Origin of the sequence: Streptomyces sp. PA03-1a (assembly GCF_033792805.1) — a bacterium.
Classification (GTDB): domain Bacteria; phylum Actinomycetota; class Actinomycetes; order Streptomycetales; family Streptomycetaceae; genus Actinacidiphila.
Window position 1 is genome coordinate 1 of the sequence record NZ_JARAVO010000068.1, and the last position, 18093, is coordinate 18093.

The 18093-nt window shown below is 73.4% G+C and carries 15 protein-coding genes and 1 pseudogene; 4 read left to right on the forward strand and 12 right to left on the reverse strand.

Annotated features, from left to right (window positions below; all coding sequences use genetic code 11):
* Positions 1-48: 48 nt before the first annotated feature.
* The 4 genes from PV341_RS17370 to bldG all read right to left on the reverse strand — a co-directional run bounded on the left by PV341_RS17370 (position 49) and on the right by bldG (position 4443).
* Positions 49-615, reverse strand: a complete 567-nt coding sequence (locus PV341_RS17370; protein ID WP_499513076.1) for a small secreted protein — start codon at positions 613-615, stop codon at positions 49-51.
* 173 nt (positions 616-788) lie between these two features.
* Entirely contained in the window at positions 789-3212 is a 2424-nt protein-coding gene (locus PV341_RS17375) for a sodium-translocating pyrophosphatase (protein WP_500332111.1), read from the reverse strand.
* A gap of 310 nt (positions 3213-3522) precedes the next feature.
* Entirely contained in the window at positions 3523-4017 is a 495-nt protein-coding gene (locus PV341_RS17380) for an ATP-binding protein (RefSeq protein ID WP_499513074.1), read from the reverse strand.
* A gap of 84 nt (positions 4018-4101) precedes the next feature.
* The gene (bldG, locus tag PV341_RS17385; protein ID WP_018562186.1) at positions 4102-4443 is read right to left on the reverse strand and encodes an anti-sigma factor antagonist BldG; all 342 of its coding nucleotides are present in this window, start codon (positions 4441-4443) and stop codon (positions 4102-4104) included.
* A 135-nt stretch (positions 4444-4578) separates the two neighbouring features.
* Between bldG and PV341_RS17390 the strand changes: the two genes are divergently transcribed.
* Positions 4579-6984 (forward strand): DEAD/DEAH box helicase, encoded by a 2406-nt coding sequence (locus tag PV341_RS17390; protein ID WP_500332110.1) that lies wholly within the window; start codon positions 4579-4581, stop codon positions 6982-6984.
* 35 nt (positions 6985-7019) lie between these two features.
* Here the strand turns inward: PV341_RS17390 and PV341_RS17395 are convergent.
* From PV341_RS17395 to ssd, 7 genes and pseudogenes are all read right to left on the reverse strand, one after another.
* Positions 7020-7304 (reverse strand): annotated as a pseudogene (locus PV341_RS17395) (Rv3654c family TadE-like protein); the annotation flags it as partial.
* Complete coding sequence (locus tag PV341_RS17400; RefSeq protein ID WP_500332109.1) at positions 7301-7648, reverse strand: TadE family type IV pilus minor pilin; 348 nt, start codon at positions 7646-7648, stop codon at positions 7301-7303. The gene PV341_RS17400 and the pseudogene PV341_RS17395, both read right to left, overlap by 4 nt.
* Positions 7635-7823, reverse strand: coding sequence for a DUF4244 domain-containing protein (locus PV341_RS17405; protein ID WP_499513071.1), 189 nt, complete (start codon positions 7821-7823; stop codon positions 7635-7637). Before PV341_RS17405 ends, PV341_RS17400 begins: the two co-directional genes overlap by 14 nt.
* Before the next feature lie 20 nt (positions 7824-7843).
* Entirely contained in the window at positions 7844-8620 is a 777-nt protein-coding gene (locus PV341_RS17410; RefSeq protein WP_500358291.1) for a type II secretion system F family protein, read from the reverse strand.
* A complete protein-coding gene (locus tag PV341_RS17415; RefSeq protein WP_500331993.1) occupies positions 8617-9525 on the reverse strand; it encodes a type II secretion system F family protein in 909 nt (302 codons plus the stop codon). The genes PV341_RS17410 and PV341_RS17415 overlap by 4 nt, the downstream gene beginning before the upstream one ends.
* Positions 9522-10676, reverse strand: a complete 1155-nt coding sequence (locus PV341_RS17420) for a TadA family conjugal transfer-associated ATPase (protein ID WP_500331994.1) — start codon at positions 10674-10676, stop codon at positions 9522-9524. The genes PV341_RS17415 and PV341_RS17420 overlap by 4 nt, the downstream gene beginning before the upstream one ends.
* Entirely contained in the window at positions 10673-11779 is a 1107-nt protein-coding gene (gene ssd, locus PV341_RS17425) for a septum site-determining protein Ssd (RefSeq protein WP_500331995.1), read from the reverse strand. Before ssd ends, PV341_RS17420 begins: the two co-directional genes overlap by 4 nt.
* A gap of 543 nt (positions 11780-12322) precedes the next feature.
* Here ssd and PV341_RS17430 point away from each other — a divergent pair.
* Positions 12323-13153 carry an HAD family hydrolase gene (locus PV341_RS17430; protein WP_500331996.1) on the forward strand — a complete coding sequence of 277 codons (831 nt, stop codon included), beginning with the start codon at positions 12323-12325 and terminating at the stop codon, positions 13151-13153.
* A 377-nt stretch (positions 13154-13530) separates the two neighbouring features.
* On the opposite strand, the gene PV341_RS17435 is transcribed toward PV341_RS17430, so the two are convergent.
* Positions 13531-14361 (reverse strand): Fic family protein, encoded by an 831-nt coding sequence (locus tag PV341_RS17435; protein WP_500331997.1) that lies wholly within the window; start codon positions 14359-14361, stop codon positions 13531-13533.
* 179 nt (positions 14362-14540) lie between these two features.
* Here PV341_RS17435 and PV341_RS17440 point away from each other — a divergent pair, with 179 nt between their 5' ends.
* Positions 14541-15521, forward strand: a complete 981-nt coding sequence (locus PV341_RS17440) for an ATP-binding protein (RefSeq protein WP_500331998.1) — start codon at positions 14541-14543, stop codon at positions 15519-15521.
* A gap of 197 nt (positions 15522-15718) precedes the next feature.
* The gene (locus PV341_RS17445) at positions 15719-18013 is read left to right on the forward strand and encodes a SulP family inorganic anion transporter (RefSeq protein WP_500358293.1); all 2295 of its coding nucleotides are present in this window, start codon (positions 15719-15721) and stop codon (positions 18011-18013) included.
* The last annotated feature ends 80 nt before the right edge of the window (positions 18014-18093 follow it).

Below are 18093 nucleotides of genomic sequence, written 5' to 3' on the forward strand. Positions count from 1 at the left end.
GGTTGGGAGTTGTTTATAAGGGACAGGGCCCCACCCGCCCTCGGACGGTCAGGACTTCGAGGGCTTCGCGCCGGAGTCCTGGCAGCCGGGCTGCTTCGCCATGGCCCGGCCCACCTCGCCCTGGCGCAGCGTGTCGAGCGCCTGCTCGCCGCTCTTGCTGACCTTGGCCAGGTTGTCGGAGACGCCCTTCAGCCCGTCGGCGAACTTCGCCTGGTCGGAGACGGGCAGCGCGTCGACCTGCTTGCGCAGGTTCGCGTAGGCGGTGGACAGCGAGTTGAGGTCGTTGACCGCGTCCTGCTTGAGCTTGGTGCCGTCGTCGACCGGCGGGTCGCCGGCCTTGCCGACGATCCCGGCGAGCGCCTTGTAGGCCTCCGAGATCTGCCCGAACGCCGTGGAGTCGGCACTCCGGACGTCCTGCGGCTTGGCGTTGCTCGGGGTGTTGCTGATGTGGGTGTTCGCGTCGTTGATCTTCTTGACCTGGGCGGACGCCTGGTCACAGACCGTCTTCGCCCAGGCGTCGAGCTTTTCGTTACCGCCGTCGCCGCATCCCGACAGCGACCCCGTCGCGAGGATCACAGCCGTGACGGACAGCGCAGCCGCGAGTTTGGTGTTCACGGCCCCGGAACCTACACGGCTCCTGTCCGCGGGCCACATCGCTTCCACTCGATGCGCCCACTATTGCCCCTTATGAACCAAGAAGAGGGTGATGCATCTGACGTGCCCGCAGGCGGCGGGCGCCACCCCGGAGGATGACGCCCGCCGCCGTACCGAGATGAGCTCTCACTACGTCAGACCGTGGCCGTCGCGTTCGGGTCGGCTGATCGCTTCGTGGTCTCGGTGTCGTCGTGGCCGGCGTCGGCGCCCTCGTCGTCCCCGACCGCGATGCCGCGACGCTTGGAGATGTAGACGGCACCCACGATGACCACCAGGGACACCGCGGCGACGCCGATCCGCACGCCGAGGTTGGCCTCGTCGCCGTAGGAGAACTGGACCACCGCAGGGGCGACCAGCAGCGCCACCAGGTTCATGACCTTCAGCAGCGGGTTGATGGCCGGGCCCGCGGTGTCCTTGAACGGGTCGCCCACGGTGTCGCCGATGACGGTCGCGGCGTGGGCCTCGCTGCCCTTGCCGCCGTAATGACCGTCCTCGACGAGCTTCTTGGCGTTGTCCCAGGCACCACCGGAGTTGGCGAGGAAGACCGCCATGAGCGTGCCCGCGCCGATGGCTCCGGCGAGGTAGGAGCCCAGCGCTCCGATGCCGAGGGAGAAGCCGACGGCGATGGGGGCGAGCACGGCGAGCAGACCGGGGGTGGCCAGCTCGCGCAGCGCGTCCTTGGTGCAGATGTCCACGACGCGCCCGTACTCGGGCTTCTCGGTGTAGTCCATGATCCCGGGGTGCTCGCGGAACTGCCGGCGCACCTCGAAGACCACCGCACCCGCCGACCGGGAGACGGCGTTGATGGCCAGTCCGGAGAAGAGGAAGACGACGGCCGCGCCGAGCAGCAGGCCGAACAGGTTGTTCGGCTGGGAGATGTCCAGGTCCAGCCACCTGAGGTCGGCGGCGGAGATGTTCGCCTCCCGCACCGCGGTGTCGACGGCCTCCTTGAAGGACCCGAACAGCGCGGTCGCCGCGAGCACGGCGGTCGCGATGGCGATGCCCTTGGTGATCGCCTTGGTGGTGTTGCCGACCGCGTCGAGGTCGGTGAGCACCTGGGCGCCCTCGCCGTGGACGTCGCCGGACATCTCGGCGATGCCCTGGGCGTTGTCGGAGACCGGGCCGAAGGTGTCCATGGCCACGATCACGCCGACGGTGGTGAGCAGACCGGTGCCGGCCAGCGCCACGGCGAACAGGGCGAGCCAGATCGAGGCACCGCCGAGCAGGAAGGCGCCGTACACCGAGAGGCCGATGAGGACGGCCGAGTACACCGCGGACTCCAGGCCGACGGAGATGCCGGAGAGGACGACGGTGGCGGGCCCGGTCAGCGACGTCTTGCCGATGTCCCGCACCGGGCGCCGGCTGGTCTCGGTGAAGTACCCGGTGAGCTGCTGGATGAGCGCCGCCAGCACGATGCCGATGGCGACCGCGACCAGCGCGAGGATGCGCGGGTCACCGCCGTGTGAGGCGATGTCGCCGGGCACGTTGGCCAGCTCCGCGTACGTCGAGGGCAGGTACGCGAACGCCGCGACGGCCACCATCGCCAGCGAGATCACCGCGGAGATGAAGAAGCCGCGGTTGATGGCGGTCATGCCGCTGCGGTCCTTGCGGCGGGGGGCCACCGCGAAGATGCCGACCATGGCGGTGAGCACGCCGATCGCAGGGATCAGCAGCGGGAAGGCCAGGCCGGAGTCGCCGAAGGCGACCTTGCCGAGGATGAGCGCGGCCACCAGGGTGACGGCGTACGACTCGAACAGGTCGGCCGCCATGCCGGCGCAGTCGCCGACGTTGTCGCCGACGTTGTCCGCGATGGTGGCGGCGTTGCGCGGGTCGTCCTCCGGGATGCCCTTCTCGACCTTGCCGACCAGGTCGGCACCGACGTCCGCGGCCTTGGTGAAGATGCCGCCGCCGACACGCATGAACATGGCCAGCAGCGCGGCGCCGAAGCCGAAGCCCTCCAGCACCTTGGGCGCGTCGGCCTTGTAGACCAGCACGACGACGGAGGCGCCCAGCAGCCCCAGGCCCACGGTGAACATGCCGACCACGCCGCCGGTGCGGAAGGCGATCTTCATCGCGCGGTGCGAGACGGTCGTCAGGTCCGCCGGGGGTTCACCCGGCGCCGGGGTCGCGGCTCGTGCGGCTGCGGCCACGCGGACGTTGCTGCGCACCGCCAGCCACATGCCGATGTAGCCGGTGACCGCCGAGAAGCCGGCGCCCACCAGGAAGAACACGCTTCGGCCGATGCGCTGCGACGTGGTGTCCGCGGGCAGCAGCATGAGCAGGAAGAACGCGACGACCGCGAAGACTCCCAGAGTGCGGAACTGCCGTGCGAGGTAGGCGTTTGCACCTTCCTGCACGGCAGCCGCGATCTTCTTCATGCTGTCGGTGCCCTCGTCGGCACTGAGCACTTGACGTACCAGCACCACGGCGAGCACCAGGGCGGCCAGTGCCACCACCACGATGACGAGCACGAGATTGCGGTTGCCGTCGGTCAGTACGGGTGATGCGGCAAGCGGTTGGGCGATGTCCTGCAGGTGAGGGGTAAGTGGCCCCGCCATTCGTCCTCCTTGACGTTTGGCACGTGGGCGCGCGGCTCCGGCGACATAGCAGCCACGACGCTCAGGCTTGTGAGCTGAGCAAAGATGGACGGATTGTAGGGAGCCGAACTAGATCAAAACAGGGCGCAGGAAACGAAATTCGCCGCCGCCGGGGATATAGCAAAGGAGATCGCCCGCAGATATCACCGGAAAAGGTGAACAGTCACCGTGTAAGTGGATCAACCACCGGGTGAATCCGCGCACGCCGAGCTGACCTGCGGCAGAAGCGCGCAGGCAGCTCGGCAGGAGTGCGTGAAGGGGGGCTGGGCGGCTAGGAGAGCGCGGCCGGGTTCAGCGGCCAGCTCATCCGGATGACATCGCCGTACTCTCCCGAGAAGACCTCGACGTCGTCGACGAGGCCGCTGATGACGGCCAGACCCATCTGGCCCTCGTCCTCCGCCTCGGAGGAGTCGGACGAGGAGGGCGAGCCGTCGGGAAGCGGCTCGGAGTGCTCGGCGGGGCTGTCACCACGCGCCGAGGGCACACTGGCGGCGTCGGCGGGGCGTTCGTCCGCCTCGGGGGACTTCTCGCCGACCTCGATGGAGAACTTCTTCTCCTCCTCGGTCAGCACCACCCGCACCGGACGGTCCGCACCACTGCTGCGGTACAGCCCGACGGCCCGGCTGCACGCCTCACCGACGGCGAGCCGGACCTCGTCGAGGACAGCCTCGTCCACCCCTGCCCTGCGGGCTACCGCAGCCGCCACCAGTCGTGCGGTGCGGACGTGCTCCGGCAGTGCACTGAAGAGCAGTTCTACGGTGGGCATGGCCTCCCCCTCGTGCCTGTGGGCGGGCAACACAGGGGCCCGGGCGTCGGCGTCGCCCGGAGCCCCTCGGTCCGGCGCCGAACGTCAGTCGGTCGCCGCGACGGCCTCGTCGACCGAGGTGTGGATGGGGAACACCTTGGTCAGGCCGGTGATACGGAAAATCTTGAGAATGCGCTCCTGGTTGCACACCAGGCGCAGCGAGCCTTCATGCGCGCGAACCCGCTTGAGCCCGCCGACCAGCACGCCCAGCCCCGTCGAGTCCAGGAAGTCCACGCCTTCCATGTCCACGACCAGGTGGTAGCTACCGTCGTTCACGAGTTCCACCAGCTGCTCGCGCAGCTTGGGTGCGGTGTACACATCAATCTCGCCGCCGACCTCGACGACCGTACGGTCGCCGACGGTTCGAGTCGACAGGGACAGGTCCACGGATCCTCCAGCACCTTGCATCGAGCGGTCGCCCCCCATGGATCGGCAGCCGCGATGGCATTCAATCACTTACCAGCGGGCATGCACGACGCCTTACGGCGATTGTCCGTCATGCCAGTGACACACTGAGTGCCGATGGCTCAGGATCATCTTCCGCAGTCGGCGCACGGCCGCACCTCCCCCGTCGCCCTCCTGGAGCGGCTTGCCACGGGGGCGGGCAGGGCCGCGCGCATCACCCATACGGAGCACTTGCCCCCACGGGCGGGTCGCCATGCCGATTGGCCTGATCAGATCCGCCCGGAGGTGATCGACGCGGTCCGCGCGTCCGGCATCGAGCGGCCGTGGGAGCACCAGGCACAGGTGGCCGCCCACGCCCTCGCCGGCACCTCCGCGGTGGTCGCCACGGGGACGGCCTCCGGCAAGTCCCTGGCGTACCTCGTGCCGGTCCTCAGCGCCCTCGTGGAGGGCTCCGAGGCGCCGAACGGCCGGGGCGCCACCGCGCTCTACCTGGCGCCCACCAAGGCCCTGGCGGCCGACCAGCGGCGTGCCGTGGCCGAACTCGCCGCCCCGCTGGGCAAGGCGGTGCGCGCGGCGGTCTACGACGGGGACACGCCGTTCGAGGAGCGCGAGTGGGTCCGCCAGTACGCGACCTACGTGCTCACCAACCCCGACATGCTCCATCTGGGTGTCCTCCCGGGCCATTCCCGGTGGTCCTCCTTCCTCCGGCAGCTGCGCTACGTCGTGATCGACGAGTGCCACACCTACCGGGGCGTCTTCGGCTCGCACGTCGCCCAGGTCATACGCAGGCTGCGGCGTGTCTGCGCCCGCTACGGGGCGGATCCCGTCTTCCTCCTCGCCTCCGCGACCGCCGCCGACCCCGGCGCCACGGCCACCCGGCTGACGGGCGTGCCCGTCGCCGAGGTCACCGAGGACGCCTCACCGCGCGGCGAGGTCGCCTTCGCCCTGTGGGAGCCCCCGCTCACCGAGCTCAGCGGGGAGCACGGCGCCCCGGTGCGCCGCACGGCCACCGCCGAGGCCGCCGACCTGCTGACGGACCTGGTGCTCGACGGCACCCGCACGGTCGCCTTCGTGCGCTCCCGGCGGGCCGCCGAGCTGATCGCCGTCATCGCCCAGGAACGCCTCGCCGAGATCGACCGCCGGCTGACCCGCCGGGTCGCCGCCTACCGGGGCGGTTACCTGCCCCAGGAGCGCCGGGCCATCGAGCGGGACCTGCACACCGGGCGGCTCCTCGGACTGGCCTCCACGACGGCCCTGGAGCTGGGTGTGGACGTCTCCGGGCTCGACGCCGTGCTCCTGGCCGGGTACCCGGGCACGAGGGCCTCCCTGTGGCAGCAGGCAGGTCGTGCGGGACGCTCGGGTCAGGGGGCGCTGGCGGTGCTGATCGCCCGCGACGACCCGCTGGACACCTACCTCGTGCACCACCCGGACGCGCTCTTCCGCCGCCCGGTCGAGTCGACCGTGCTGGACCCGGACAACCCCTACGTCCTCGCCCCGCACCTGTGCGCCGCCGCGGCAGAGCTGCCGCTGGGCGAGGAGGACCTGGAGCTCTTCGGGCCCGAGACCGCCGCGCTGCTGCCCCAGCTGGAGCGCCGCGGACTGCTGCGGCGCCGCACCGGCGGCTGGTACTGGACGCGGCGGGAGCGGGCCGCCGACCTCACCGACATCCGCGGCGAGGGCGGCAAGCCCGTCCAGGTCGTCGAGGCGGGGACCGGGCGCCTGCTCGGCACCGTCGACGCGGGCGCCGCGCACACCACCGTCCACGAGGGCGCGGTCCACCTGCACCAGGGCCGCACCTATCTCGTCCGGCACCTGGACCTGGAGGACTCCGTCGCGCTGGTGGAGCGGGCCGACCCGCCGTACTCGACGATGGCCCGCGACACCACGGCGATCTCCGTCCTCGACGAGGACCTGGTGGAGGAGTGGGGCGAGGCCCGCCTCCACTTCGGCTCCGTCGAGGTCACCCATCAGGTCGTCTCCTTCCTCCGTCGACGGCTGATCACCAACGAGGTGCTGGGCGAGACCAAGCTGGACCTGCCGCCCCGCACCCTGCGCACCCGTGCCGTGTGGTGGACGGTCACCGACGATCAGCTCGACGCGGCGGATATCCACCCCGAGGAGCTGCCCGGCGCCCTCCACGCCGCCGAGCACGCCTCCATCGGCCTCCTCCCGCTCTTCGCCACCTGCGACCGCTGGGACATCGGCGGGGTCTCCGTGCCGCTCCACCAGGACACCGGACTGCCGACCGTCTTCGTGTACGACGGCCATCCCGGTGGCGCCGGCTTCGCGGAGCGGGCCTTCCGCACCGCCCGCAGCTGGCTCACCGCCACCCGCGAGGCGATCGCCTCCTGCGAGTGCGAGTTCGGCTGCCCCTCCTGCGTGCAGTCGCCCAAGTGCGGCAACGGCAACGACCCGCTGGACAAGCAGGCCGCGGTACGCCTGCTCGACGTGCTCCTCGCGACGGAGGGCCCGTCGGAGCCCGTCCCCGCCGTACCGGCGCCCGCCCCGGATCCGGAGTCCTGAGGCCCGGCCCGGGAGCGGACCCGGGCGGGCCCGACCGCGGCCGTGACGTCGGCGATCTCACCGCTGACGGCACAGCGGACCAGCCGGGCGTGCTGGGCGGCCGCCACCCGTCCGGCCACGGCGCAGGCTTCCGCGCCTCCGCGCAGGGCGTGGTCCGCGGCGGCGAGCGCCGCGAGGTCCGCGGCGGCCCCCGCGCGGTGCCGTGCCGCGACGGCGGCGCCGAAGGCCAGCACGGCGCAGGCGGCCAGCGCCAGCAGCGCTCCCAGGAGGGCCGTCCAGACCGTCGCGGAGCCCCGGTCGCTCGCTCGCCGGCGGCTCACGGCCCCTCCCCCGTTCCCTCCACGGCGGCGACCGCCTCACCGTGGAGGGTGAGGGACAGGGAGCGGGCCTCGACCGTGACCCGGACCAGGTCTCCGCCCCGGCGGACCGAGACGGCGGCCCCGGCGGGAGCCGCCGTGCGGGCCGTCCGCAGCACCGCGCCGTCCGGCTCCTCGCGGGCCGCCGCACGGGCTCCGGCCCGTGCGGCGTCGACGCAGCGGATCTGCGCGGCCGCCGCGGCCAGCCCCCACAGCAGCAGCGCCGTGAGGAACACCAGCGACGGGATGACCACCGCCGCCTCCGCCGTGACATAGCCGGCGTCACGGCGGCGCTCAGAACGCCACATCGAGGGCCCGCTTGATGAGCCCGCTGAGCGCGGAGCTGACCGCGCCCGAGGTGACCACCTTGTAGAGCACGGCCGCGAAACCGCAGGCCGCCAGCGTGCCCACGGCGTACTCGGCCGTGGTCATCCCGCCCTCGCCGGTGCGGCACCGGCGGCTCAGCTTCCTCAGACAACGCATGACTCGCATGGGATCCCCCTTCAGATCGTCGTGCCGGCGAGGATCGCCCCCGCCAGTCCCATCACCACCGGCGCGACCCCCACGAGGAGGAAGGCCGGCAGGAAGCACAGCCCCAGCGGGGCGGTGATCAGCACTCCGGCGCGGCGGGCCCGCGCCGCCCCGAAACGGGCGTGCTCGGCGCGGCAGCCGGCGGCGAGCCGCGCGATCTCCTCGACCGGCGGCACTCCCGTCGTGGTGGCGCGCTCCATGCACCGGGCGAGCTCCCGGCAGCCGAGCCGGTCCAGCCGGCCCCAGCACTGCACGGGGTCGCCACCCAGGCGGAGCTCGGCGGCGGCGCGGGTGAGCGCCTCGCCGAGCGGCCCTCCCAGCGACGGCCCGACGGCCTCGGCCGCCTCGCGGGGCCCGGCTCCGGCCGCGACACAGGCGGCCATCAGATCCGCCGCCAGTGGCAGCTGCCGCGCGGCCCGGGCCTGGTCCGCGGGCCCGGCGGGCCGGGGCCGCCGCTGCCGTCGGCGCAGCGCGTACGCGGCGCCGAGCCCGGCCACCGCGCCGGGGACTCCGCCGACCAGGGCGAACGCACCCAGGACGACCCCGGCGACCGCCGCCCACTCCCGGGCGGAGGCCGTGCCCGGCCATCCGCGGCCGCGCCGGGCCGGCGGTGCCGTGCCCAGGAGCAACCGCAGCCTGCGCCGCGCGGCGCGCTCCCTCCGGGTGGCGGCGAGGGCGCCCGCGACGCACAGGGCGGTGGCAGCGACGGCCACGACGATCCCCAGCCTGTGGACGGCGTCGCCGCTCATGACCCGCCCTCCGCGGTCCGGACGATGCGCGCGGTCCAGGCGAGCCCGGCCCACTCCAGAAGCCCGCCGGCGGCCAGGCAGCCCAGCCCCGCGGGTGTGCGCAGCAGGATGCCCACCGGATCGGCACCCAGACCGGCGCCCAGGACCAGCCCGAAGACGGGCAGCAGGGCCAGCAGCGCGACGGTGGAGCGGGGTGCCGCCAGCTGGGCCCTCAGGTCCTCCCGCTGGTCGCGTTCGGCACGCAGGGCGGCCGCGATCCGGTCCAGGCCGTCGGCGAGCCCCGCGCCGCCGTCCACCGCCACCTGCCAGCAGGCGGCGACACCGGAGAGCCCCTCGGCGCCCTCCAGCCGGGCGGCCGACCGCAGCGCCGCGGGCACGTCACCGCCGAAACGGGCGGCCGCCAGCAACGGCAGCGCCGCGTCCGACAGTCCGGGGTGCTCCGGCCAGCCTTCGCGGCCCAGCGCACCGGCCAGTGCGGCGGGCGGTGCAAGTCCTGCCCGCAGATCGCCGGCGACCGCCGCGCACAGCGCGCCCACCGCCAGGGCCCGCCGTTCCGCTGTGGCGCGCCGCTCCCGCCCGCGCATCCACCGCCCGGCGAACGGCACCGCGGCCGCCCCGAGCAGGACCGGCAGCGCCGACCCGGCGGCCAGTCCCGCGACCAACCCGCCCGGCAGGAACAGCACTTCGCGGCCGAGGCGCCAGCCGTACCGCACCCGGAACGGCTCCAGCAGCCCGCTGAGGCGGGTTTCGAGGCCGCCCGGCCCCAGGAGCCCGCCGGCCATCCCGCGGGCCCCAGAGGCGCCACTGAGCAACGTCCTTGCCCTACGCAGGACTTCGTCCCCCGCACACGCCACCCAGGCGGCGGTGCCCGCGCACAGGGTGGCGAGGAGCACCGCGGCGCTCATGACCGCCCCCTTGCGCAGAGTGCGGCCAACCGGCCCCATCCCGGGCCGCGTTCACCACCGCACAGGGCCGGCACCGTGCCGACGATCCCGTCCGGCCCGCGCTCCAGGACGTGGATCTCGGCGACCCGGCGCTGCCCCGAGCGGTCCCGCACCAGATGCACCACCACCGACAGGGCGGCCGCCAACTGGCTGTGCAGCGCGGCCCGGTCCAAGCCCGCCACGGCGCCCAGCGCCTCCAGCCGGGCGGGCACATCACCCGCGGCATTGGCGTGGACCGTCCCGCAGCCGCCCTCGTGGCCGGTGTTGAGGGCGCCCAGCAGATCCAGGACCTCGGGCCCGCGCACCTCGCCGACCACCAGCCGGTCCGGCCGCATGCGCAGCGCCTGCCGTACGAGGTCCCGCAAGGTGACCAGCCCGGCGCCCTCCTGGTTGGCGGGCCGGGTCTCCAGCCGGACGACGTGCGGATGGCGCGGCCGCAGCTCGGCGGAGTCCTCGGCGAGGACGATGCGCTCGCCCGGCGGGACGAGGCCGAGCAGGCAGCTCAGCAGCGTGGTCTTGCCGGAGCCCGTGCCGCCGGAGACCAGGTACGACAGGCGGGCGTCCAGCACCGCCCGCAGGAGGGCGGCCGTGCCGCCGTCCATGCTGCCCGCGGCCACCAGTTCGTCCAGGGCGAAGGCCCGGGTGCGGACGACCCGCAGGGACAGGCACGGGGCGCCGACCACCACCGGTGGCAGCACCGCGTGCAGCCGGGTGCCGTCCGGCAGCCGGGCGTCGACCCAGGGCCGGGCGTCGTCCAGCCGCCGTCCGGCCGCGGAGGCGAGCCGCTGGGCGAGCCTGCGCACGGCCGCCGCGTCCGCGAACCGCACTTCGGTGCGCTCCAGTCCGGCGCCCCGGTCGGCCCATACCTCGTCCGGCCCGTTCACCAGCACATCGGTGACGTCCGGTTCGGCGAGCAGCCCCTCCAGGGGCCCGGCGCCGACCATCTCCGAGCGCAGGGCGGCCACCACGTCGAGCACTTCGGTGTCGCCCAGCAGCCGGCCCTGTGCCCGCAGCGCGGCGGCCACGCCGGCCGGGGTGGGCTCGTCACCGGAGGCGGCCAGCCGCAGCCGCACGGCGTCGAGCAGGGCGGGCGTCATGACGTCGGCGCTCATGCGGCCACGCTCCCGCCGGGCAGCGCCGCCGCGAGGAAGGCCGAGCAGAACCCGGCCAGTGGGCCCCGGCCGCTGCCGCCCGGTGCCTCGCCGCCGTCCAGGGCGGCGGGCAGGCCGGGCTCCGTCGGCAGCTCACCGGCGAGCGGGAGCCCGACCAGTTCGGCGAGCGCCTCGTCGGTGAGCCCCGAGCCGAAGGGGCCGCGGGCGACCACACGCAGGTCCCGCAGCACCATGGCCATCCGGGACGCGACCCGGCCGGCGGCCGCGACCGCGCGCAGCTCGGCGGGGACGACCAGCAGCCCGACGTCGATCTGGGCGAGCGCCTCGGCCACCGCCTCGTCCATGCGGCGCGGCAGGTCGACGACGACCACCCCGCCGCGCCGCCGGGCGGCGCCCATCACCGACCGCATGGCCTGCGGCGGGATGACGACGGTGTCGCCACGGTCCCAGCTGAGGACGCTCAGGGCGTGCGTGCGGGGCAGCGACTCCTCCAGCGCCCCGCTGTTGACCCGGCCCCGCGACTCGGCGAGGTCGGGCCAGCGCAGCCCGCCCACCCGTTCGGCCCCGAGCAGTACGTCCAGCCCGCCGCCGAGCGGATCGGCGTCGACGAGCAGCGTGCGGCGCCCGGAGCGGGCGGCCGTGACGGCCATCGCGCAGGCCAGGGTGCTGGCCCCCGCGCCGCCGCGGCCGCCCACGACGCCGATCGTCAGGGCCGGGTCGACGGCGCCCTCCGCCACGTCGGCGATCCGGTCGACCAGCCAGGTCTCGGCGTCGGGCAGGAAGGCGACGTGCTCGGCGCCGACCTCCACGGCGCGGCGCCACACGTCCGGATCGTCCAGATCCCGTCCGACCAGGAGCACGCCCCGGCGGCGGCGTGCCGTGCCGGGTACGCGGCGGGTGCCCGCGGCGCCGACCAGCACCAGCGGCGCCCCCTCCCAGCTGCCCGGCGCCGGCGGGACCCCGAAGGCGACCTCCGGTTCCGCACCCGCCGCGGCGCACAGGCGCAGCAGGTCGTCCAACAGGGCCGCGTCCTCGGTGACGATGAGCGGGCCGCCGCCCGGATCGTCCTTTCCGCGCGGCCATGCGGATGCCCGCCCGGGCACCCGCCCGTCACGCGCTCGTTTTGTTTCACCGTTGAATGATTCGGCCACCTCGGCGTCCCCCTCGCTCGCTCCGGCCCGTCCCGTCGGTATCGGGCACATGCACCGCACACATCTCCGGCGCGGCATTTGCCGCCAGAGTCTCGCGAGTCGCCGTAACTTGATGATCTTGGTGGGAATCCGTGGATAACCAGGCCGTTGTGGATAACTCCACCACCCGCGCGAGTGGCTTCCCCCTGAGCAGCACAACGAATGTGATCCGTCACTCAACGTAGCCAAGCGAAGAAAAAGACCGGCCCCCCGCGGAAGCCGCGGGGGGCCGATCACATGCCGGGCGCGTCCGGACTCATGGCCTGAATATGCCCCCGGACATGCGACGACCCCCGCCGGGGGGGAGAGCGGGGGTCGTCCCCACGGTCCGACTCGGGGGGGGAGGAGCCAGACCGGGTTAGCACGGTCGCGAACGATCCGTGACTTCCATGGTGTACCCGAAGGCCTTCTCAGGCAAACCCACGCGCAGGAGCTTACGCCGAATGGTGGGTCCCTATGCTCATCCTCGTGGAAAACCACCTGCCGGCGCGCACCGCCGCGTTCTTCGATCTCGACAAGACGGTGATCGCCAAGTCGAGCACCTTGGCGTTCAGCAGGCCGTTCTACCAAGGCGGCCTCATCAACCGCCGCGCCGTGCTGCGGACCGCGTACGCCCAGTTCGTGTATCTGCTCGGCGGCGCCGACCACGACCAGATGGAGGGGATGCGAAAGTACCTCTCCGACATGTGCCGTGGCTGGAATGTGCAGCAGGTGCGGGAGATCGTGGCCGAGACCCTCCACGACCTGATCGACCCGATCATCTACGACGAGGCCGCCTCCCTCATCGAGGAGCACCACCTGGCCGGCCGCGACGTCGTCATCGTCAGCGCCTCGGGCGCCGAGGTCGTGGAGCCCATCGGCGAAATGCTCGGCGCCGACCACGTCATCGCCACCCGGATGGCGGTCAAGGACGGCTGCTACACCGGCCGGATCGAGCACTACGTCTACGGGCCGGCCAAGGCGCGGGCCATCACCGAGCTCGCCGCCGTCGAGGGCTACGACCTCAAGCGCTCCTTCGCCTACAGCGACTCGGTGACCGACGTCCCGATGCTCGAATCGGTCGGCCACCCGTACGCGGTCAACCCCGACCGCGGGCTGCGCCGGGAGGCGGCGTCACGCGAATGGCCGGTGCTCACCTTCAGCCGTCCGGTCCGGCTGCACCAGCGCGTGCCCGCGTTGACGATGCCCTCGGGGCCCGTCCTCGCACTGGCCGCGGTCGGCGCGGCCGCCGCCACGGCGGGACTCGTCTGGTACGCGGCCCGCCGGCGCAGGCCCGCACTGTCCTGATACGCACCTGTGCGCGCCCTTCGGGGAGATCCTGCTGATCAGACCCCGTATGCAAAGAACTGCGGCGAGGGGTTCCAGTTCTCCCGAAGGTGCAGTAGAAAGGTTGTACGGCCCGCGTGACCACGGACTTCCGCGAGGAACCCCGTCGAATCAGGCCCCACGGACCGAGCATGACAGCTGGGAACCCACGCGACGCAGACCCGCTGACCGGGCCGGCCGCACCAGGTGACGGGCAAAGCTCCCGACCTGATGGGCAAACATCGTGCACGCCTGGTAACCCGACGGTCATGCCAGCGGCGGCACCCGCGCGGTGCCGCCGCAACCTTGTGCGCGTGACCTCGTGCGCGTGGACCTCGTGGCCCGCGCCCCGGCGCTCCCTACGCGGCGCCGCGCTGCAGGGCCTCGCAGACCGCCACGCTCTCCCGTACGCCCAGGCCCACGGCCTTCCCGCAGTGCGAGATCCAGGCCGCCATGCCCTCGGGCGTGCCGGAGACGTAGCCCCGCAGCGCCTTCAGGTACTCCGCGCGACCGAGTTCGGCGTGCCCGACCTCGGCCGGGCAGATGGACTTGGGGTCCAGACCGCTCCCGACGAGGACGACGCGCTGCGCGGCCCGCGCCACGATGCCGTTGTACGAGCCGAACGGCCGCAGGCACAGCAGCTCGCCGTGCACGACCGCGGCAACGACCAGCGCCGGCGCCTCGCTGCCGGACAGCAGGAGGTCGGCGAGTCCGTCGAGCCGCGCGACGACCTCCGCGGGTTCGGGCAGCGGGAACTCGGCGACGTCCAGGAGCGGCTCCTCGACCTTCTCGCCGGTCTGCCGCGGCCGGCCGACCGTCTCGTCCGGTGAGGTGCCACCGGCCGCCACCAGGTGCAGCCTTGCCAGCGCCTGCAGCGGCGACTGCCGCCAGACGGAGAGCAACTGGCCGGACTCGGCGGTGAGCCGCAGCGCGGCGCCCACCGCGCGCGACTCGTCGTCGGAGGAGAAGTCGCTGCGCCTGCGCACCTCTTCCAGCGCCCAGTCGGCACCGGCGAGCGCCGCGGAACCGCGGGCGCCGCGCAGCGCCGCCTCCGAGGACACCTCGTCGGAGCGGCGGCGCATCACCCGGTGGCCGTAGACCTGGTCCACGGCCTTCCGTACGGAGTCCACCGACTCGGCGACACCGGCGAGCGAACCGAGGACGGCGAGCGGATCAGCTGTCGTACCCATAGCCACGACCCTACGCACCCCCGGCGTCGCCCCGGTGGGCGAGTGGGCATCGTCACGCGGGCCCGCACCCCCGCGCCGTGCCGGACGGAGGGGCCGGACGGGACCCGGATCTCCACCGACGGGTGAACTCCGGCGGCGGAAGCGGCAGCACACGTGCCCCGTCACTACGCTTAACGAACATGAAGATCGCTTTCGTCGGAAAGGGCGGCAGCGGCAAGACCACGCTGTCCTCCCTCTTCATCCGCCACCTGGCCGCCGCCCGCGTCCCCGTCGTCGCCGTCGACGCCGATATCAACCAGCACCTCGGGCCGGCGCTCGGCCTCGACGAGGAGGAGGCCGCCGCCCTCCCGGCGATGGGCGCCCACCTCCCGGAGATCAAGGAGTACCTGCGCGGCGCCAACCCGCGGATCGCGTCCGCGGAGACGATGATCAAGACCACACCGCCCGGCGAGGGCTCCCGCCTGCTGCGGATCGGCGAGGACAACCCGGTCTACGCCGCCTGCGCCCGGCCCGTCGCCCTCGACGGCGGCGAGGCGCAGCTGATGGTCACCGGCCCCTTCGCCGAGTCCGACCTGGGGGTGGCCTGCTACCACTCGAAGGTCGGGGCGGTGGAGCTGTTCCTCAACCATCTGGTCGACGGCCGCGGCGAGTACGTCGTCGTCGACATGACGGCCGGCAGCGACTCCTTCGCCTCCGGCATGTTCACCCGCTTCGACATGACCTTCCTGGTCGCCGAGCCCACCCGGAAGGGCGTGGCGGTCTACCGCCAGTACAAGGAGTACGCCCGGGACTTCGGGGTCGCCCTGCACGTCGTCGGCAACAAGGTGCAGGGCCCGGACGACGTGGACTTCCTGCGCTCGCAGGTGGGAGACGACCTGCTGGTCACCGTCCGGCACTCGGACTGGGTCCGCGCCATGGAGAAGGGCCGCCCGCCGCGCTTCGCGGCACTGGAGGAGTCCAACCGCGCCGCGCTGCGGTCGATGCACGACGCCGCGGACGCCACGTACGAGCGGCGGGACTGGGAGCGCTACACCCGCCAGATGGTCCACTTCCACCTCAAGAACGCGGAGAGCTGGGGCAACGCGCGGACCGGCGCGGACCTCGCCTCCCAGGTCGATCCGGGCTTCGTCCTGGGCGAACGGTTCACCCTCACCGGGTAATCGTTCGCCCGTTCGGGCGAATCCTCATCCACGGACCCTTTGTCTGCATTACTCTCCATTTACCGACTCTTGAGAGTAATCAAGCAATCACATTCCGTGACTTTCGAGGTCGAGAGCACCCGCCGCACCAGCCGTGACCACGACCGCGTACGCGCACCAGCCGGACGCAGCCGCGCCGCCCCGGAGGAGACGGGAACATGCAGCCCACGCCAGAACCACAGATGCAGCAGTCGCAGGCCCCGCCGCAGGACCTGCCGCCGCCACCGCCCCGCGCCGACGACGGGACCGCCGCCTGGCGGCACGATCTGTCGGCCTCGATCACCGTCTTCCTGATCGCCGTCCCGCTGTCGCTGGGCATCGCCCTGGCGACCGGCGCCCCCCTGCAGTCGGGGCTGATCGCCGCCGCGGTCGGCGGCATCGTCGCCGGACTGATGGGCGGTGCGCCGCTCCAGGTCAGCGGGGCCGCCACCAGCCTGGTGGTGGTCACCGCCGAGCTCGTCCAGCGCTACGGCTGGCGCACCACGTGCGCCATCACGGTGCTGGCCGGGCTCGCCCAACTCGCCCTGGGCGCCCTGCGGGTGGCCCGGGCGGCACTCGCCGTCAGCCCGGCGATCGTGCACGGCATGCTGGCGGGCATCGGCGCCGCCATCGCCCTCGCCCAGCTCCATGTCGTGCTCGGCGCACGCCCGGACAGCTCGGCGCTCAGCAACCTGGCCGCCCTGCCGCAGCAGTTGTCGTCCCCGCATCCAGGTGCGCTGCTGATCGCGGCAGTGACGGTGACCGTGCTGGTCGGCTGGCCGCGCCTGCCCGGGCGGGCCGGCAAGGCGCTGCGCACGGTCCCCGCACCGCTCGCCGCCATCGCGGCGGCGACCGCCGTCGGCGTGCCCATCGTGGTGCCGCGGGTCGACCTGCCCGCCTGGCACACAGTGGCCCTCCCCGGGCTGCCGCACGGGCCGGTGCTCGGCATCGCCGCCGCCGTCCTGACCGTCACCCTGGTCGCGAGCATGGAGTCGCTGCTGTCGGCGGTGGCGATCGACAAGCTGCGCTCCGGGCGCGGGGCGCCCGGGGACACCGTCCCGGCCCGCCTCAACCGGGAGCTGCTCGGGCAGGGCGCGTCCAACGTCGTCTCGGGCCTGCTCGGCGGGCTGCCCGTGGCCGGCGGCGCCATCCGCGGCTCGGCGAACGTGGCCGCGGGCGCGCGGACGCGCCGGGCCACGACGCTGCACGGGGTGTGGGTGCTGCTGTGCGCCGGGCTGCTGGCCGGGCTGCTGGAGCACATCCCGCTCGCAGCCCTCGCCGCCCTGGTCATGGTGGTCGGGCTGAAGATGCTGAGCTTCGCGCACATCAAGCACGTGCAGCGCCACCGGGAGTTCCCGGTCTACGCGGCGACGCTCGGCGCGGTGCTGCTGCTCGGCGTGCTGGAGGGGGTCCTGACCGGCATCGCCGTGGCCGTCTTCCTGTCGCTGCGCCGGCTGACGCACACCCGGATCACGGTGGCGGAGGAGTCCGGCGTCCACCAGGTGCACGTACGCGGGCAGTTGACCTTCCTCGCGGTGCCCCGGCTGACCCGGGCGCTGGCGGAGGTACCGGACGGCGCCAGCGCCGTGATCACCCTGGACGGCTCCTTCATGGACCACGCGGCGTACGAGTCGCTGCAGCACTGGTGCGAGGGTCACCGGGCGCGTGGCGGCTGGGCGACCCTCACGGGCCGGTCGGGCACCCCGATCACGGTCCCGTCGAGCGCGCACGCCTGCCGCCCCTGGACGCCGTGGCGCAACCACCACTGCACCAAACCGAATACCGAGGCGGGTGCCGCCGGACAGCTGGTGGGCGGGCTCAGCGCCTTCCAGCGCAATACGGCGCCGCTGGTCAGGGACGAGCTGGCGCGGCTCGCCCGCGAGGGGCAGCGACCCACCCAGCTCTTCCTCACCTGCGCCGACTCCCGCCTGGTCACCAGCATGATCACCTCGAGCGGGCCCGGTGACCTGTTCACCGTGCGCAACGTGGGCAACCTGATGCCGCCGCCCGGCGCCGACGCCTCCTGCGACTCGGTGGGCGCCGCCATCGAGTACGCGGTGGAAGTGCTGGAGGTCGGCAGCATCACCGTGTGCGGGCACTCCGGGTGCGGGGCCATGCAGGCGCTGCTGGGCGGGGCGGGCCACGAGCCGGGGGCGCAGACCCCGCTGGCCCGCTGGCTCCGGCACGGCCGCCCGAGCCTCGCCCGAATGGAGCGGACCGGCCGGCCCGGACGCGGCGAGGTCACCCTCGCCGACCGCCCGGTCGCCGACGACCTCGAGCGGCTCTGCCTCGTCAACGTCGTTCAGCAGCTGGACCACCTGATGGCGCATGCCTGCGTCGCCCGCAGGGTGGCCGAGGGATCGCTCCAGCTGCACGGCATGTACTTCCACGTCGCCGAGGCCCAGGCCTACGTCCTCGACGCCGGGACCGGCACGTTCGCCGCCGTACGGCCGGAGGTGCTCGACACCGTCTGAGCGGGCCGCCCGCACCGGGCGGCCCGCCCGTCCCGGCCCGCCGCGCACCTGCCGGCGGGCCGGACCCGTGTGCGGGTGCT